The organism is Kordiimonas sediminis (genome assembly GCF_014656395.1).
Lineage (GTDB): Bacteria > Pseudomonadota > Alphaproteobacteria > Sphingomonadales > Kordiimonadaceae > Kordiimonas_A > Kordiimonas_A sediminis.
In genome coordinates this window covers 1097390-1114350 of the sequence record NZ_BNCI01000002.1, presented here as the reverse complement: position 1 = coordinate 1114350, position 16961 = coordinate 1097390, and the positions used below count along the sequence as shown (strand labels likewise).

Here is a 16961-nt window from a genome sequence, read left to right as displayed (position 1 = left end):
TAAGGGCGCATGTCAGCGCCTTCTCGTGGCCATAGTTGCCTAGCATATTCCGTCATGAAGACAGGCGAGGGGGAGGATATTCATGAAGAAGCTTGTATTTCTATGTTGGTGTACTTTTTTGGCAGTGACGGCTGTTTCTGCACAGGGAACGCAGTCTGATATATTGGCAGCGGTTGATCAGTTTCAAAGCGCCTACAAGGCAGGGGATGTTGAAACGCTAGAGGCCCTTCTTGCAGATGACTATCTCCATACGAATTCAGATGGCGGGATTGTTCCGGTAGAAGATTGGTTGGCGTGGAACAGGTCACGATCCCGTCAGCTTGCCGACGGTATTCTCAAGGTTCTTGTATATGATATCACGGATAGAAAAATTGTAAGGCCCTTAGAAAACGTCGTAATCGTGTCGCAGGTTATTACTGTGCATACAGAAGCAGATGGTGAAATTTCCAGACGACGTTTACGCACCACTGAGACTTGGGTGCGTCTTGAGCAGACGTGGAAACGGTCTTCTTTTCATGATTCTAAAATACTATATAAATAACAATTCATTAGGCTGCTTTTTTCATGCTTCTTTAAGGTGGGGTGCAGCAGGTTTCATTACATGATTTTCTTTTCGGCAAGGTTTTTAAAGGATGAGAAGCCGATAATCTTATCAACTTTGTCGCCGTCTGAAGACAAGGGACAATAGATAGTCTCTGCAGAGACATAAGGACGACCTGCAGAAAACATCTCTACCTTAAAGCATAAGGGTTTTCGTGCCAGACTACACTGTCGGGAGAATTCAAAGACCCTTTTTACAATGTCTGTGTCAGGATAATCAGATAGCTTTTTGCCGGTGAATTCACCGTATTGCAATGTCAGGAATGTTCCTATTAGGGCCACTTTAAGGTTAACTATCTCCGCACCTTCATAGAGTAGTTCATAAATAAATATGTTTTGTAAAATCGGCTTTAGGTCAGTCATGGAGAAGTCTTTACGACTTGGAATAGAGCCATTTTGTGACTTTGAGTACCATAAAGCATGCAAAGTTTTTAACTCAGGATGTTGGTCAAGTTCACTCTCCGGGATCGCATAGCCTTGCGTCGCTTCCTGCGTTAAAGCATCCTGATCATAGAGTGTTTTAAACGAGTCCATTTTGGCCTTCCCCCTGGCTGACAGAAACTCTATCAGCCTGTAACGTCCCCTTCATACTATAGAATCTAAACATATAACAAGAATTGAAGATATGAACGTTGTTACTAAAGTAATTACTGTAGTAAAATGCTTTTTAATGTTGATCTAGGTCAAATTATTCTAGGGTGAACGGTGCTTTTTAGCTACCATTGTATGAGATTTGAGTACCAAAGGCTGTCTGGTGACATTAATTGGGATTTATTCGCGACCGTACGCAATATTACTGATTGTACTGTTGACTGTACAATTAACGAATAGTGTTCGTGCGTCTGACGAGGTGCCATCGCCCAAATCTGAGCAAATGGTCTATGAGCTGGGTGCAGAAGATAGCTGGTCTCCATTCTCCAATCCTGACGGAACAGGTATTTCCAATACAATAGTCAAAGAGGCATTCCGTGCTGAAGGGGTGCAGGTGGCTTTTAAGGTAGGCCCTTACGCGCGGTTGCTGCGGCTGGTCGAGACGGGCGATCTGGTTGGTCTATTTAATGTGACACGGGAGCCATCTACTGAAAGTAAGTATTTGTTTGGCAGGGAGAAGCTTTTTCGTGCCAAAACCGCTTATTATCATCATGTTGATCGTCCACTGACTGTCTCTGCTTATGATCAGCTTCAAAATGGCGAAATGATCGGTATGATCCTGGGCTACGAATATGGTCCCTTCATTCTGCAGAATTCTAACGTACAAAAAATTCGGGTGAACCGGCAGGAAAATTTAATTTTAATGCTAGAGCGTGGACGCATTGATGCGGCTATTTTGTTTGATGCTATCGCTGCAATTCAGTTGGAAAAGTCAAACACCACCGGGATAATTAAACGTGCGTTTGATGGTCAGCACAGTGATATCTACGTCGCATTTAGCCGTTTACATCCCGATGCTGAGTATTTGTTAGAAAAGCTGGATGCGGGGCTACGGAAATTACAAATGTCGGGCCGAATAAAGGAATTAATGCCTACGTCTACTGAGTGATTTCTCTCAAGGTCGAATGCAGAGTAAGAAGACAATCAGAAAAATCGTCCTCTGATCAGTCGAGTCTTTCTTGACGCGATCCTTCTCTTTGGGACATTATCCCTTTTGTTTTTAACGACAAATTATCAGAGGACAAGAATGAAAAAAACGGTTTCATTGTTGACGGGTATTGCTATGTCTGCGGTACTTTCAGCAACAGCTTTGGCGCAAACTGCGGTCAACTTCACAAATCAGGCTCCGGAAAACGGTAATATTGTTATCGGCGTCTATGAGGGCGGGGAGCTTGGACAGTATGGTGCGTCAATCGACAGCAAATCCAATAAAGGATTAAGTCATGCTATTTCTGCATCAGGGTTTGACGGCAAGGTGATGACGACAAAGGTCGTACCGGCACCGGTTGGCGCAGGGTACGAGCAGATTTTGTTGGTTGGTCTTGGTGCAAAGGGGGCAGATGTATCGGCACTGCAGTGGCAGAAAATCGGTGGCAATGCAGTTCAGAAAGCAGTAAGCGCGTTCAAATCTGCACCAGCCATGATCTTTGATGTTTCAGAGGATGCATCTGCCAATATCGCATTTGGCGCCAAATTAGGTAGCTACTATTTCGATAAATATTACACTGATGACAGCCGTCACCGCAGTCAGGATGAACTTGAAATCGTGACAGGTCAAAGTGATCAGGCTGAACGCTTGTATGAAGCAGAACTGGACCCCGTTGCCAATGCAATGTGGTACACGCGCGACATTTCCAATGAGCCTTCCAACGTAATTTATCCAGAGTCATTCGTAGAACGCTGGACTGAGCACTTCAAAGGCATGGATAATATCAAGATCAAGGTCATTGATGAAAAAGAAATGCAAGAGCTTGGTATGGGGGCTCTGTACGGTGTAGGCCGTGGCAGTAAGCGTCCTCCGCGCATGATGATCGTTGAATATATGGGTGGTAACAAGGGTGACAATCCTGTTGTTATTGCCGGTAAAGGCATCACTTTTGATACGGGTGGTATCAGCATGAAGAACCCCCCAAACATGTGGAATATGAAATTCGACATGTCCGGTGCTGCCAGTGCAATGGGGACTGTGCATGCTTTGGCTGGCCGCGGTGCAAAAGTGAATGTTGTAGGTATAGCAGCACTTGCAGAAAATATGCCGGGTGGTAATGCCCAGCGCCCAGGCGATGTTGTGACGTCAATGTCAGGAAAGACCATTCAAATTCGCTCTACTGATGCGGAAGGCCGTTTGGTACTTGCTGATGGCATTTATTATGGTGACACAACATACAACCCGCCTCTGCTTGTTGATCTGGCAACTCTGACAGGCTCTGCATCTCGTGCTCTTGGCTCGGATTACGCTGCTGTTTTCTCTCGTCATGATGATTTGATTGAGAAGTTCACAGCCGCTGGTAAGGAAACAGGTGATGAAGTCTGGCATCTGCCCCTGAATGAAAATCATTTCAAAGCGATCGAAAATAATGTCGCTGATGTTATGAATTCCGGTCCTGATGCACCGGGTGCAAGCGCAGGTGCTGCCTTTATCGGAACCTTCGTGCGCGATACAACGAATTGGGTGCATCTGGATATTGCAGGCATCGCATATTCTGATAAGCCTTCCGCGACCAAGGCATCGCCGGGTTCACGGGCATACGGCATTCGTCTGTTGAATGCCTACATCAAGGAACACTTTGAAGGTAAATAATAGCGGTAGGGATTAAGTCCCAAAGCTACCTAAAAGGTTTCAGAAAATCCCAAGCCCGGCAATGAAAGTTGCCGGGCTTTTCTGTTTGTACGACGACGAAATGGATTTAGCGAGGCACTGCAATTCCAATATCACCGCGATTAAGGTCTAGCGGTCATTATTTCGTTCTTCAGAAGCCTCATCATCTTCTTGCTCCTGCTTTTCTTCTTCGGCTTGTACAATGTCATCCATTGTTACAGCGAGTGCTACGCCTGAGCCACGCGGTGCGATATGGAAATAGTTTCGTTGATCTTCCACATCCACACTTGGTGCCTTGGACAGCAGAATTCTCCAGAAGGCTACAATCAGAACAGAGGAGATCACGACGGAAACACCATAAAATAGGCCATATGTCCCCAAGGTGGCCATTAGTATGGAGGCGGCAAACGGACCAGCCGCAGCACCAAGGCCAAACAGGAACACAAGGGCACCGCTTGCCCCTACCATTTGGTCAAGATCCAGACGGTCATTCACAAGTGAAACACCCAGAGAATAAAGCGGCATTGATGTGCCACCCAGGATAAATATGGAGGCAAACAAAAGGGCACCTTTGTTCAAAGGGCTGACCCATGCAACTGCGCATGCTGCAAGAATACTGATAAGGGTTAAGACGACAATCATACCGCGGCGATTAACGCGGTCTGACAGCCAGCCTAGCGGCCATTGAAGTAAAGTTCCTCCCAGAACATAAGAGGCTATAAAGCTGGAAATTTTCAGCGTTGATAAGCCTATCTCGACTGCATAAACCGCCCCCATGCCGTACATAACGCCAGATACTACGCCGTTGATGATCACCACATAGGCCCCCAGGGGAGATAGACGAATAATTGAAAGTACTGGCATCTTGACCATTTCAGCCACATTGGGGGCAGGCGTGGAGCTTAGTGTACAGGGCACAACGGCAACGGAGACCAGAACAGAAATCAGAATAAAGAGGTTAAGTCCTTCGGGGTCAGACACACCGAGTAGATACTGCCCAATAGTCAATCCCAGAAGGTGCACGACAACATAGACAGACAGAAGCTGTCCTCTCAGGGTATTCGGCGCTCTGTCATTCAGCCAACTTTCTGCAACAATGAATAGTCCAGAAAAGCAAAAACCGACAACAATACGAATACCTGCCCAGGCTATTGGGTCTAGAAACAGGCCGTATAAAAGCATGGCTGCAGAAGACACTGCGCCGAGGGACGCAAAGGTACGTACGTGTCCAACTCTTCCTATCAAGCCGGGGACGATACCTGCACCAATAAGAAAGCCAACATAGTAGGCGGCCATCACAATACCGGTCGTGAAAACTGTGAACCCTTCCATGTTGGCGCGGACACCAAGGAGCGTTCCCTGAAGCCCAACTCCCATCAGTAGAAGCATAATGCCGATCAGAAGCGGAGAAACCTCCGAACAAATACTCAGTAGGGATTCGTTCTGTTGTGATGTTTCCTGGGTATCTGAAGGTGAGTTATGCATGTGTGAAGAATTCCTCAGTCAAGTACAAGTGACTATATTGACTGATATTTGTTCGCTATTGTCAATCTTTGTAAGCGGTAAGAAAAATGCCCCCGCGCTGTTGTCAGGGGCATTGTGAAGATTTATTGGAAATGAATCAGCCTTAGCCTAGCCCCACAAATCTGGGGTAGGGATGCTGACGATGCCGCCTTCTTTATACGTCAGAGCATTATCAATGTCCTGACTAAGCAGTATAGGGCCGTCGATGTCTACAAAGTCGCAGAATTGTGCAATGACATAGGCAGGCGCCATGGAAAGTGATGTGCCTGTCATATTGCCCACCATCAGGCCTTTTTTCTCTGCCTGTGCTTTGCGCGCGATGGCAAGTGCTTCGGTTAGTCCTCCACATTTATCAAGCTTGATGTTGATGATGTCATATCTATCAGCAAACTGATCATATTCTTCAAGCGTCAAGCAGCTTTCGTCGCCGCCAAGTGGCACAGGTGATGTAAAACCGACCAGTTCTTCATCCATACCACGGGGCAGAGGTTGTTCGATCATGGCAACCCCAAGTTTGGCCATTTCTGGGATATAGTCTTGCAGTTCAGCAAAATTCCAGCCCTGATTGACATCAATCACCAATTTCGCATCTGGTCTGGCTTGTCGGATAGCAGTAATGCGACGGATGGGGTCGTCCCCGCTCAGTTTGATTTTGAGGTTAGGGTACTGTGCGAACGCCAAAGCATCTGCTGCCATTTTTTCTGGTGATGCTATGCCGACGGTGGCAACTGTTGTCACTTCCCGAGGTGTAATACCGGTCATTTGCCAGATAGACTTTCCGGACTTTTTAGATTGCAGGTCCCATAGCGCGCAATCCAGCGCATTACGGGCGCCGCCGTGGGGCAATAGGGCCTGTACCTTGTCAAAGGTAAGTCCTTTTTCGATCTCTGGTACGATTGCTTCCAGTTGCGCGTACATTGTGTCCGAATTTTCGCCGGCATAATAAATGCCTACACCTTCGCCGCGTCCGGTGAAGCCGCCGTCCTCTAATGTAACCCATACAGTATCGACATCGTCAAACTGGTACCCCGTGATGATAAACGGCTGTGCAAGTGGGAAAGCTCTCTTTTCAATGGTAATTTTCATGTTAGCCTTCCTTTTTGAGTTTTTTCGCAATGGCGTCCGTGCCTGTCAGAATGGAATCGACGCAGGGAAGACCATATTCTGCCGATAAACGATCAAGGTATGGCTGTCGTTCAGCAGATGGCAGTGGAGAGGTATTAACACTGATGCCAACACAGTGTATGGCAGGATTAAACTGTTTACCAATGTCAATGGTCCGGTCGATCACATCCTGAATAGTAGGCAGTGGAAAATCTGGCCACCCTTCGATATGAGTTCTGCCAGCTTCTGTGCACACTACAAATGCATCTGGCTGCGACCCCATCAATAGTCCCATGCTGACGCTGGCATATCCAGGGTGGTAGATGCTTCCCTGACCTTCGATAATATCCCAGTGGTCGTCTGTATTGTCGGGTGAGAGCAGTTCTGCAGCACCGGATACAAAGTCAGCAACAACAGAATCAATCGGTAAGCCAGTGCCAGCAATCATTATGCCGGTTTGACCACTTGCGCGGAATGTTGCGTTTATACCGGCGTTTTTCATATCCCGTTCAAGTGCCAAGGCAGTGTATTTCTTACCTAAGGCGCAATCAGTACCAACGGTTAAAAGGCGTTTGCCGGTTCTTTTCCTGCCTGTGCCTACTGGTAGATGCTTAGGAGGCGTGCGCACGTCAATCAATTCAGACCCGGACAGGGTGGCAGCATGTTTAAGGCGTTCTATGTTATTTAGGGGTGTGTGAACACCGCCTACGATATGCAAGCCACGCTCTGCTGCTTCCACAAGAAGGTCCACCCATTCATCCGGAATACTGCCACCAACAGCAGCTGTTCCAATGACCAGAGTTTTGATGCCGGCCTTTTGTGCGTCTTCCAGCGTCATTTCGGGTAAACCTAGGTCAACTGTACCGCCTTCAAGGCGTATTTGACCTTTGCACAGCTCTGGACGCCACTGGTTTAGTCCTGCCCCAGTCTTGGCATAGGATTCGCGCGTTTCCCGACCAAGGAATATTAGATACGGTGGCGTAAGGGTAATCGCCGTCATTTTATTGGTTCCTTATTGCGAACAGATGTTTCAATTGCATGCTCTGATAAATAGTACAGAGATACTTGCAGGAAAATCTACACATGAAATGACTTTTGTACAGCTTAAAATTACAATAAGGCTGTATTAATTTACAATATAGGGTCATTCATGCTTGTATGGTGAGGGGAATCCGCTAGACTGTAGCAAATGAAAAACAAGGTAGGCTGATATATGGCGTCGAGTGGTGATGTAATTAATGATGCAGATGAAGCATACAGAATTGTTATAGATGCGATCGTGACGCAAAGACTGGCTCCCAGCCAAAAAGTTTCAGAAAATATTCTTAGTGACACGTTCGGAATAAGTCGCACGATTGCCCGTAACCTTATCGAAAGGCTTGTGACGCAGCAATTTTTGATCAATGTCTCGCCTCGCGTAACGCAAGTCTCGCCCCTTACATTAATTGAGATAAAACAGAATTTTGCACTCCGCAAAATGCTTTTGCCCAATGTCATAGCTTTGTGCGCCCCACGTCTTGATTATGCAGAATTGATTGCGCTTAATTCTCAGATTGAAGATTTACTGCCTGTGAAGAACGAAGCTTCTGGTTTGGCAATTCTGAAAGCCAATCGTCGAATGAATATTGCAATGTGTGAAGGCTCTGGATACCCGCTTATGTCAGACTGGGTGCGCCAGCTTGAGGATATGGCCATGCGTATCTACTGGCTGTATATAAAAATCAAAGGCAGTTTTCCTTATTCTAGTGAGTATCAGCGATCGGTTTTTGACATCATGCGTGCGGATGATTCTGCACTGACACAAAAAGCAATCCTGGACATGTTGGGACAAACCGAAGAACGGGTTCTCAATGCTGTTTTCTCCCATGAGCAATTTTATACCCAGGACTTGAAAGTCTAACCCCTGACCGGTGAAAGGTTATTTTTTTTATGCCCCTGATTTCTGCGGACAGTTCCTTCATGCTTTGGGCCATTATGTTATTGGCTGCCGCCGCTGCGTTTAGACTGGAAAAGAAAGGGTTGGGTCAGAAACTGTCTGGGCCAATTATAGCTATCCTGGTTGGTGCGGTCTTAGCGAACTTTAATGTTGTGCCGCGGTCGGCTGAACCGTACGGCACGATCTGGTCGTACGGCATTCCAACGGCGATTGTTTTATTATTGTTTGGCGCCAACATGCGCAAAATCTTTGCGGAATCCGGCAGAACTCTTGTGGCATTTTTCTTTGGCGCGCTTGGGACAACACTGGGGGCTTTGATCGGTGCATATTTGCTGCCTCTAGGCCCCTCTGAACCTTCGTTGGCTGCAGTGTTTAGTGCAACATATATTGGTGGTTCCCTGAATTTTGCAGCTGTATCAGAAGCGATTGGCTTTCAGGATTCGAGCCTGCTGACAGCAAGTCTGGCCGCTGACAATGTTGTAGGTGTTTCTTTTTTGGCAGTGCTTATTGCTTTGCCCTCAAGTGCTTTCATTGCTCGTCAGTTTAAGTATAAAAAACCGGATACCGAAGAAGCTGCAGCGATCAGCATTGACATTCATGCTGCTGATGGCCCATCCAAATCCTTCTCGCCAGAGCGGGCAGCGATTGCACTTGGTCTATCCTTTTTAGTCGTAGCACTTAGTAATCTTATTGCGGGCATGTTGGGATACGATGAAAGCCGGCTATTAATCGCAACGGTGTTGATCGTTTTGATTGCCAGCTTGTTTCATCAGAAAATGGAACAACTGACAGAAGCGTTCCCTCTGGGAATGATTGTCATGTATATGTTCTTCTTTCTTATTGGTGCGGGTGTCGACATTAAAACAATGGTCGAAAGTGGACTTATGCTCGCAGCCTTTGCAGTGATAATTCTGGCAACGCACCTTTTGGTGTTGTTGGTGCTATCCCGCATATTCAAACTGGACCTGCCCGAGGTGCTGGTAGGTTCAAATGCTTGTGTTCTGGGACCGCCAGTGGCTGCGGCTATGGCTGGGGCAAACGGATGGCGTGATTTGATAACCCCGGCCATTCTTTGCGGTACACTTGGCTACACTATCGCGAACTTTATCGGGCTGGGGCTATACTCATTTTTGTCGTAGGGCTTGGCCCGTAGGCATGAGGGTGATCCCGGCTTATCTGTTTGGGGGGATGGAATAGGTGCCAACTGCGTGTGCAACTGGTTCTGTGTCCCCATCAGAAAATATAGTGACTTCACCAACAGCCAGTGCTTTCCCAACCTTCATAAGTGTACATTTAGCAGTAATGTCTTTATTGCCCTCGGGCTTACGCAAGAAGTTGAAATTCAGGCTGGTGGTAACGGCAAGCGGTGTTATGCCGATTGTACTGAAAATCGCTATATAGAGTGCAGCATCCGCAAGTCCCATCATTGTTGGCCCAGATACAGTGCCGCCCGGACGCAAGGAGGACTGATCAATCTTCTGGCGCAGTGTTGCCCGCATGGGCTGGGCATCCTCAACGATCATATGATCTCTCATTAGAGGGAAAACTTTGTCTAAAAATTCTCTAATTTCGTCTACAGATGCACTCATGCTTATTCCTTATAACACACTAGGATCACTTGATTATCACCGGAAGCTATCACGGAACTACACGTACGTACAGTAGGCGCGAGTGGCAGGACTGAATTGATTTTGGACTTGAGTAATTGCTGCGGCGCACTATTGTTGCTGACGCTTTGAATGCAATGTTGTTTGAAAGGTGCCTTTTATGGAACTGTTGCCGCTTGTCGCAGGGTTATTTGGTGCAGGGTTGCTGGCTGGTTTCATGGCAGGCTTGCTGGGGATCGGTGGTGGAATAGTTACCATACCCGCATTATTCATTGTGTTTGAGGCAATTGACGTCCCGATCGAATGGCGTATGCATACGGCTATTGCCACATCGCTAGTTATTATTATTGTGACCAATATCTCCAGTATCCGGGCGCACCATAAACGTGGAGGCGTTGATTGGGACATCGTCAAAGATTGGTGGATTGTAATTGTAATAGGCACCGTGCTGGGCAGTTTCTTTGCTAAAACTCTTAAAACTGAAGAGCTGATATATATATTCGCATCTTTCGCGACTTTGCTTGCGATTAAAATGTTTTTGCCCCTTGACCGTTTGAAGCTGGGCAAGGCGTTACCGTCCGGCCCCTTTCGATTTTTACCGCCTGCATTTATCGGGTTTATTTCGGCAATAATGGGTATTGGTGGTGGTAGTTTCTCCGTGCCTTATATGACACTGTATGGTGTCCAGATACACCGCGCGGTTGGCACTGCGTCTCTTGTTGGGCTTGTGATCAGTGTTGCTGGTGGCTTTGGGTATCTTATCGGCGGCTTGGGTATTTCAGGATTGCCGTTTGGAACGATTGGCTTTGTTAATTTTCCGTCTGCCGCGGCGGTGGGTGCCGGGGCAGTTCTTATGGCGCCTGTTGGTGCAATGGTTGCCCATAAACTGCCTAAGAATGTATTGTCTGTGATATTCGGACTTTTTCTGGTTTTGGCCACCTATCGTCTGGTAAGTTCGATCTAAATAATAGAAAGGTTCACACATGGCAGATGACCAATTGGTTCTTGCGGGCGAGTTTGAAGCTGCATCACATGATGCGTGGCTTGCTCTTGTAGAGAAGACGCTAAAGGGTAAATCCTATGACAAGGCGATGATCTCCAGAACCTATGATGATGTACCGATTCAAAGTCTTTACACGCGCGATATGGCAAAGATATCCCCGCAGGGTGCAATGCCAGAAGGTGCGTGGGATTTGTGTGTACCGCACTGGTCGGATGATCCGGTGTTGGTCAATGACCAGCTGCTCGAAGATTTGGCAAAGGGTGCTACATCTGCGGTTATCCGTATGCGCGCTGGAAACCAGCCAGGACTGGATGCTGCCAGTCTACAAAGGGCTTTGGACGGCGTGTATCTTGATATGTGCGGCGTTTCTCTTGTTCCTGGCGAGGAATGGGAACATGTGTCTCGGAGCTATCTTCAAATTCTAAATGACAGGAAGGTTCCCAGCGGTGTAGCCACGGGATGCCTGGGCGTGGATCCATTGGGAACACTTGCTTCAACAGGGCGTTTGCTGCAGACGGCAGAAAAGGATATTGCGGATGCTGCAGCACTGGCAAAAGACGTGCATGCAGGCTACCCGGCATTAAGGGCCTTTATGGTCGATGTTCAGCCCTATAACAGTGCTGGGGGCACAGAAGTGCTCGAACTGTCGGCGATGCTTTCTACTGGGGTGGCTTACCTGCGTGCCATGGAAAAAGAAGGCATGTCACTTCAGCAAGCCTTTGGTAGTGTGGCTTTTACCCTGTCTGTCGATGCAGATTTATATATGACAATTGCGAAATTGCGTGCGGCACGTCGATTGTGGGCAACGGTTGCGGATTCTTGTAACTGTGCAGATGCGGCGATGGAACTTAATGCAGTGACCAGTCTGCGTATGATGACGAAAAAAGATCCGTGGGTGAATATCTTGCGTGCAACGGCTTCCAGTATGGCCGCTGGTATAGGTGGTGCATCTTCACTTACGATCGTGCCGCATGATGCTCTGCTTGGGGTGCCGTCTGATTTTGCCCGTCGTATTGCCCGCAATATCCAGATCATCTGTATGGAAGAAAGTGGTCTTGCAAATGTTGCAGATGCGGCGGCAGGGTCATATGCGTTTGAAACTCTAACAACGGAACTGTCTGAAAAAGCATGGGAGGCATTTCAGAAAGCTGAAAGTGAGGGCGGCATATTGGCGTCACTCAGGGCCGGAAGGTTACAAGGCAGCGCTGCCCAGACCTGGCAAAAGCGGCAGGTAAATCTCGCGCGGCGCAAAGACCCCATAACTGGTGTGTCCGAGTTTCCAGATATCCATGAAAGTTCCCTGAAAGGGCTTTTGGCGCTGCCGGCGGCGAATGATCCACAAAAAGACGCCGGAGAGTCTGTAACACCGCTTGGTAACCACCGTCTTGCGGAAGACTTCGAACATCTGCGTTTGCAAAGTGATAAAATACTTGCGCAGTCAGGTGTGCGGCCTTCTATAGTGCTGGCAACGATTGGTCCGGTGGCAGAATATACAGCACGAGCAACTTTCGCGAAGAATTTCTTCGAGGCCGGCGGCATTGAAACCGTGCAGGTGGTTGACATTAAAGAAGTTCCGCAACTATCAGAAAAATTTAAAGAAATTAAATCTTGTATTTCTGTAATTTGCGGCAGTGATGATCGGTATGAACAAGAGGCAGAAAACCTTGCGTCACTGCTGAGAAAAGGGGGATGCAAGCGCGTGTATCTTGCAGGTAAAATGGATGTTCCCGGCGTTGATGAATGCATCTATATGGGTTGCAATTTGCTGGATGTTATAGAGGGGGCGTATGACGCCCTGGGAGAAATGTCATGAGCAATATTCCAGATTTCACCAATATACCGCTTCAACAGCAGAACACATCCTCACCGTCATCGACATCTATTTTGACGCCAGAGGGCATCCCTGTGAAGGCGCATTATGGTCCAGATGATATTGCGGACCTTGATTTTCTGGACACACGTCCGGGGATTGCTCCATTCCTTCGGGGGCCGTATCCTACCATGTATGTAACCCGTCCGTGGACGGTTCGCCAGTATGCAGGTTTTTCTACGGCAGAAGACAGCAATGCTTTTTATCGCCGAAACTTGGCAGCAGGGCAAAAAGGCCTGTCGGTAGCGTTCGATCTGGCAACACACAGAGGCTACGATAGTGACCATCCGCGCGTGACGGGTGATGTGGGCATGGCAGGTGTTGCAATCGATAGTATTCTTGATATGCGGACACTTTTTGACGGTATTCCACTTGACCAGATGTCAGTGTCAATGACCATGAATGGTGCGGTGTTGCCTGTTATGGCGCTCTATATTCTGGCAGCTGAGGAACAGGGCGTTAGCCCGGAGAAATTAAGCGGAACCATTCAGAACGATATTTTGAAAGAGTTCATGGTCCGGAATACCTATATTTTCCCGCCGTCTCCTTCCATGCGGATTATCTCTGATATTTTTGCATATACTTCTGAAAAGATGCCGAAATTCAACAGTATCTCTATCTCTGGCTATCATATGCAGGAAGCGGGTGCGACGGCTGATCTTGAGCTTGCTTATACGCTTGCGGACGGTGTTGAATATATCCGTGCCGGTGTAGAAGCGGGGCTGGATGTGGATACATTTGCACCGCGGTTAAGCTTTTTCTGGGCGATTGGCATGAATTATTTCATGGAAGTCGCCAAAATGCGGGCAGGGCGAATGTTGTGGGCGAAACTGGTTAAACAGTTTGGTGCTAAAAACCCTAAGTCTCTGTCGCTCAGGACGCACTGTCAGACGTCTGGGTGGTCGCTAACCGCACAAGATGTTTACAACAACGTTACCCGTACCTGTATCGAGGCGATGGCCGCTGCGCAGGGTCATACACAGAGCCTGCACACCAATGCTCTTGATGAGGCGCTGGCATTACCTACTGACTTTTCTGCACGTATTGCACGGAATACACAGTTATTCATCCAGCAGGAAACCGGCACATCCCGTGTGATTGATCCGTGGGGGGGCAGTTATTATGTGGAGAAACTAACGGCTGACTTGGCTGCAAAGGCATGGCGCCACATCGAAGAAGTTGAAGCAGAAGGCGGTATGGCCAAGGCGATTGAAGCAGGTATTCCAAAACTCCGCATCGAAGATGCCGCTGCAAGAACACAGGCGCGTATTGATAGCGGGCGCCAGACTGTTGTTGGTGTAAACAAATACCGTCTGGATGAAGCAGAAGACATTGATGTCCTGAAGGTTGATAATTCTGCGGTTCGGAAAATGCAGATCGACAAGCTGAACCGTTTGCGCGCAGAACGTAATGAGGCAGAGCTGCAGCAACACCTTGATGCCCTGACAGCCGCGGCAGAAAGTGGTAAGGGTAATCTGCTGGAGTTGTCTGTAAATGCAGCCCGTGCACGTGCAACAGTTGGAGAGATGACAGCTGCCCTTGAAAAAGTGTATGGTCGTCACAAGGCGGAAATTCGCTCGGTGTCCGGTGTTTACCGGTCTGAGGTTGGGGAGGACAGCAAGGCTGTGGCACGTATCAGTGATCTCGTTGAACAGTTTGAAGAACATGATGGCCGCCGGCCACGTATCCTAATAGCCAAAATGGGGCAGGATGGGCACGATAGGGGACAAAAGGTTGTTGCCTCTGCCTTCGCTGATCTTGGTTTTGATGTGGACATTGGCCCCTTATTCCAGACACCGGCAGAAGCCGCCCGGCAGGCCGTGGAAAATGATGTGCATATCATTGGTGCCTCTTCACTTGCCGCAGGGCATTTAACCCTTATACCTGCACTGAAAGATGAACTGCGCAAGCTTGGACGGGAAGATATTATGATCGTAGCTGGTGGGGTTATACCGCCGCAGGATTATGATGCTCTCTATAAAGCAGGCGCAGAAGCAATCTTTCCGCCTGGTACGGTCATAGCTGACTCCGCCGCTGAGTTGATTGAAAAGCTGTCTGAGCGCCTTGGCTACTGAGAAAATATATAAACAGCCCAGCACCGATATGCTGGTTGAAGGGGTGCGGTCAGGGGACCGTGCCATGATAGGGCGTGCGATTACGCTGATTGAAAGCCGGTCAAGAAAGCATCAGGAAAAGGCGCATGAGCTATTAGACCGGCTATTGCCTTTTTCCGGTCATGCGCACCGCGTTGGCATCTCTGGGGTGCCGGGGGTAGGCAAATCCACATTTATTGAAAGCCTTGGTTTAATGCTGGTGGAGAAGGGACAGCGTGTCGCTGTTTTGGCGGTCGATCCGTCATCCGGGCGTACGGGCGGCTCTATTCTTGGGGATAAAACCCGGATGGAGCAGTTATCTTCCCATGATCAGGCTTTTATCAGACCGAGCCCGTCATCGGGCGTTCTGGGTGGGGTGGCGCGCGCTACACGTGAGACGATAGTCATTTTGGAAGCAGCCGGCTACGATACTGTTCTGGTGGAAACGGTGGGTACGGGCCAGTCCGAGACGATGGTCTCTGACATGGTGGACTTTTTCCTGGTTTTGATGTTGCCCGGTGCAGGGGACGAACTGCAAGGGATCAAAAAAGGGATTCTAGAGCTTGCAGACATGATTGCTGTGAATAAAGCCGACGTTTTTGAGAAAAAGCTGAAGCAGGCAATGCGGGAGTATAAATCAGCTCTGCATATTATGACGGACGCAAGTCCGAACTGGCATCCACCGGTCATGCCTGTGTCGGGTCTTACCGGTCAGGGACTGGATGATTTATGGTCAAAGATTGAATTGCACCGCCGTTTAATGACGGAAAGCGGTGAATGGGATGAACGCCGCACCAATCAGCGGCTGACCTGGTTGAAAAGCCAAATCGCAGACCGTTTGCTGGACGACTTTTATCACAGTGAAACGATTGCTGCTGCGCTTTCAGAAACACAAAATAAGGTTGTGGCCGGTCATACAACTGTTTCCCGGGCAGTCGCAGACTTGATGAAGCTGTATCACCAGTGAAACTGATTAAAGCTCCATCTGATAGGTGATATTTCGAACATCACCACCAAACTCTTTGGATGGTTCATCTGTCGCTACTGCAAATCCGAAACTTTCATATAGTTTAATTGCGGCAGTTTGTTCGCTTGTGGTCCATAAAACGATTTTGCTGTACCCGCAGTCTCGGGCAAAATGAATAGCTTCCTGCACCAGATGGCGCCCAGCCCCCAAACCGCGGGCAGTGGGGTCTACAAGTAGAATGCGGATACGGCTGGTTCTTTCATCTTCTCGGACAAGCATAATGCTGCCAACACGTTTACCGTCATGTTCGGCAATCCAGCACCGTTCACACGACTTGTCATGATCCGTAAGAAAGTCGGCAGCGATTTGTGTAACGAGTGCTTCAAAACTCTCACCGTAGCCAAACTCCGCACGGTATAGTGTAGCATGTCGTTCGACTACCCAGCCCAAATCACCACTTCGGTGCTGGCGAATGATAAGGGGTGCTTTTGTGGCGGCCTTGGGGGACAGAAGTTTTTCAATTTTTTGAAAGGCTTGTCTAAGTTCCAGCCGTTCTTCACTGCCTAGTGGTTTTAATAGTATCTCCATTTCACGGCCTGCCAGGTCCGCTAGGTATTCCGCAAGTGAAGTCCCTTTATCTGTAAGATGCAATAGGGTGCGGCGCGCATCTTCAGCGCATTTAATCCGGGTAAGTAATCCTGTTTTCTCAAAACGCCCTACCATGCGGCTAATGTAGGCGGGGTCGACATCAAGGGTGCTGGCAATATCACTTGCTGTCAGGTGGGTATTGTTTGCCAGTTCATAGATCACACGTGCCTCAGATAGACTATACTCTGTGCCGTAAAGCTTACGTTTCAGAAGACCCACTTTATGCGTGTAAAATCTACTGAAATGGCGAAGTACCTGAATGTCGGATTCCGTATCTACTGACATGACATATTCCTGTTTATTTCGTAACTATGTGATATTAACACTTAAATATATGACAAAGTCAATTAAATGCGTGT

General features: G+C 48.2%; 15 protein-coding genes. 9 read left to right on the top strand and 6 right to left on the bottom strand.

What is annotated here, in order from left to right; genetic code table 11:
- The first annotated feature begins 82 nt into the window (after positions 1-82).
- Complete coding sequence (locus IE181_RS12680) at positions 83-541, top strand: nuclear transport factor 2 family protein (protein WP_191253491.1); 459 nt, start codon at positions 83-85, stop codon at positions 539-541.
- 56 nt (positions 542-597) lie between these two features.
- Here the strand turns inward: IE181_RS12680 and IE181_RS12675 are convergent, their stop codons facing one another.
- Positions 598-1134 carry a PAS domain-containing protein gene (locus IE181_RS12675; RefSeq protein ID WP_191253490.1) on the bottom strand — a complete coding sequence of 179 codons (537 nt, stop codon included), beginning with the start codon at positions 1132-1134 and terminating at the stop codon, positions 598-600.
- Positions 1135-1408: 274 nt separating this feature from the next.
- On the opposite strand from IE181_RS12675, the gene IE181_RS12670 reads away from it, so the two are divergent.
- A complete protein-coding gene (locus IE181_RS12670) occupies positions 1409-2140 on the top strand; it encodes a substrate-binding periplasmic protein (protein WP_191253489.1) in 732 nt (243 codons plus the stop codon).
- 138 nt (positions 2141-2278) lie between these two features.
- Entirely contained in the window at positions 2279-3832 is a 1554-nt protein-coding gene (locus tag IE181_RS12665; protein WP_191253488.1) for a leucyl aminopeptidase, read from the top strand.
- A gap of 147 nt (positions 3833-3979) precedes the next feature.
- Here IE181_RS12665 and IE181_RS12660 read toward each other — a convergent pair whose 3' ends face one another.
- The 3 genes from IE181_RS12660 to IE181_RS12650 all read right to left on the bottom strand — a co-directional run bounded on the left by IE181_RS12660 (position 3980) and on the right by IE181_RS12650 (position 7478).
- A complete protein-coding gene (locus IE181_RS12660) occupies positions 3980-5335 on the bottom strand; it encodes an MFS transporter (protein ID WP_191253487.1) in 1356 nt (451 codons plus the stop codon).
- 147 nt (positions 5336-5482) lie between these two features.
- On the bottom strand, positions 5483-6460 hold the full coding sequence (locus tag IE181_RS12655) for a dipeptide epimerase (RefSeq protein WP_191253486.1): 978 nt from the start codon (positions 6458-6460) through the stop codon (positions 5483-5485).
- A gap of 1 nt (position 6461) precedes the next feature.
- The gene (locus IE181_RS12650) at positions 6462-7478 is read right to left on the bottom strand and encodes an N-acetyltransferase DgcN family protein (protein ID WP_191253485.1); all 1017 of its coding nucleotides are present in this window, start codon (positions 7476-7478) and stop codon (positions 6462-6464) included.
- A gap of 213 nt (positions 7479-7691) precedes the next feature.
- Here IE181_RS12650 and IE181_RS12645 point away from each other — a divergent pair, with 213 nt between their 5' ends.
- Together IE181_RS12645 and IE181_RS12640 are read left to right on the top strand one after the other, a co-directional pair.
- Positions 7692-8378 carry a GntR family transcriptional regulator gene (locus IE181_RS12645; RefSeq protein WP_191253483.1) on the top strand — a complete coding sequence of 229 codons (687 nt, stop codon included), beginning with the start codon at positions 7692-7694 and terminating at the stop codon, positions 8376-8378.
- A 29-nt stretch (positions 8379-8407) separates the two neighbouring features.
- Positions 8408-9553 (top strand): DUF819 family protein, encoded by a 1146-nt coding sequence (locus IE181_RS12640; RefSeq protein WP_191253481.1) that lies wholly within the window; start codon positions 8408-8410, stop codon positions 9551-9553.
- Between the two features lie 33 nt (positions 9554-9586).
- Here the strand turns inward: IE181_RS12640 and IE181_RS12635 are convergent, their stop codons facing one another.
- Positions 9587-10003: a PaaI family thioesterase gene (locus tag IE181_RS12635; RefSeq protein WP_191253479.1), complete on the bottom strand. Its 417-nt coding sequence runs from the start codon at positions 10001-10003 to the stop codon at positions 9587-9589.
- Between the two features lie 178 nt (positions 10004-10181).
- Between IE181_RS12635 and IE181_RS12630 the strand changes: the two genes are divergently transcribed.
- The 4 genes from IE181_RS12630 to meaB are packed head-to-tail and all read left to right on the top strand — an operon-like array spanning position 10182 to position 15954.
- On the top strand, positions 10182-10985 hold the full coding sequence (locus IE181_RS12630) for a sulfite exporter TauE/SafE family protein (protein ID WP_191253477.1): 804 nt from the start codon (positions 10182-10184) through the stop codon (positions 10983-10985).
- Between the two features lie 19 nt (positions 10986-11004).
- Positions 11005-12837, top strand: coding sequence for a methylmalonyl-CoA mutase family protein (locus IE181_RS12625; RefSeq protein WP_191253475.1), 1833 nt, complete (start codon positions 11005-11007; stop codon positions 12835-12837).
- Positions 12834-14969, top strand: coding sequence for a methylmalonyl-CoA mutase (scpA, locus tag IE181_RS12620; RefSeq protein ID WP_191253473.1), 2136 nt, complete (start codon positions 12834-12836; stop codon positions 14967-14969). Before IE181_RS12625 ends, scpA begins: the two co-directional genes overlap by 4 nt.
- Positions 14959-15954 (top strand): methylmalonyl Co-A mutase-associated GTPase MeaB, encoded by a 996-nt coding sequence (meaB, locus tag IE181_RS12615; RefSeq protein WP_191253471.1) that lies wholly within the window; start codon positions 14959-14961, stop codon positions 15952-15954. Before scpA ends, meaB begins: the two co-directional genes overlap by 11 nt.
- Positions 15955-15960: 6 nt before the next feature.
- Here the strand turns inward: meaB and IE181_RS12610 are convergent, their stop codons facing one another.
- Positions 15961-16887, bottom strand: coding sequence for a bifunctional helix-turn-helix transcriptional regulator/GNAT family N-acetyltransferase (locus IE181_RS12610; protein ID WP_191253470.1), 927 nt, complete (start codon positions 16885-16887; stop codon positions 15961-15963).
- Positions 16888-16961: the final 74 nt, after the last annotated feature.

What these genes read in the sequence shown, in the direction of transcription:
- IE181_RS12680 (WP_191253491.1), top strand. Translation starts at nt 83, where the DNA reads ATGAAGAAGCTTGTATTTCTATGTTGGTGTACTTTTTTGGCAGTGACG.
- IE181_RS12675 (WP_191253490.1), bottom strand. Translation starts at nt 1,134, where the DNA reads ATGGACTCGTTTAAAACACTCTATGATCAGGATGCTTTAACGCAGGAA.
- IE181_RS12665 (WP_191253488.1), top strand. Translation starts at nt 2,279, where the DNA reads ATGAAAAAAACGGTTTCATTGTTGACGGGTATTGCTATGTCTGCGGTA.
- IE181_RS12660 (WP_191253487.1), bottom strand. Translation starts at nt 5,335, where the DNA reads ATGCATAACTCACCTTCAGATACCCAGGAAACATCACAACAGAACGAA.
- IE181_RS12655 (WP_191253486.1), bottom strand. Translation starts at nt 6,460, where the DNA reads ATGAAAATTACCATTGAAAAGAGAGCTTTCCCACTTGCACAGCCGTTT.
- IE181_RS12650 (WP_191253485.1), bottom strand. Translation starts at nt 7,478, where the DNA reads ATGACGGCGATTACCCTTACGCCACCGTATCTAATATTCCTTGGTCGG.
- IE181_RS12645 (WP_191253483.1), top strand. Translation starts at nt 7,692, where the DNA reads ATGGCGTCGAGTGGTGATGTAATTAATGATGCAGATGAAGCATACAGA.
- IE181_RS12640 (WP_191253481.1), top strand. Translation starts at nt 8,408, where the DNA reads ATGCCCCTGATTTCTGCGGACAGTTCCTTCATGCTTTGGGCCATTATG.
- IE181_RS12635 (WP_191253479.1), bottom strand. Translation starts at nt 10,003, where the DNA reads ATGAGTGCATCTGTAGACGAAATTAGAGAATTTTTAGACAAAGTTTTC.
- IE181_RS12630 (WP_191253477.1), top strand. Translation starts at nt 10,182, where the DNA reads ATGGAACTGTTGCCGCTTGTCGCAGGGTTATTTGGTGCAGGGTTGCTG.
- IE181_RS12625 (WP_191253475.1), top strand. Translation starts at nt 11,005, where the DNA reads ATGGCAGATGACCAATTGGTTCTTGCGGGCGAGTTTGAAGCTGCATCA.
- scpA (WP_191253473.1), top strand. Translation starts at nt 12,834, where the DNA reads ATGAGCAATATTCCAGATTTCACCAATATACCGCTTCAACAGCAGAAC.
- IE181_RS12610 (WP_191253470.1), bottom strand. Translation starts at nt 16,887, where the DNA reads ATGTCAGTAGATACGGAATCCGACATTCAGGTACTTCGCCATTTCAGT.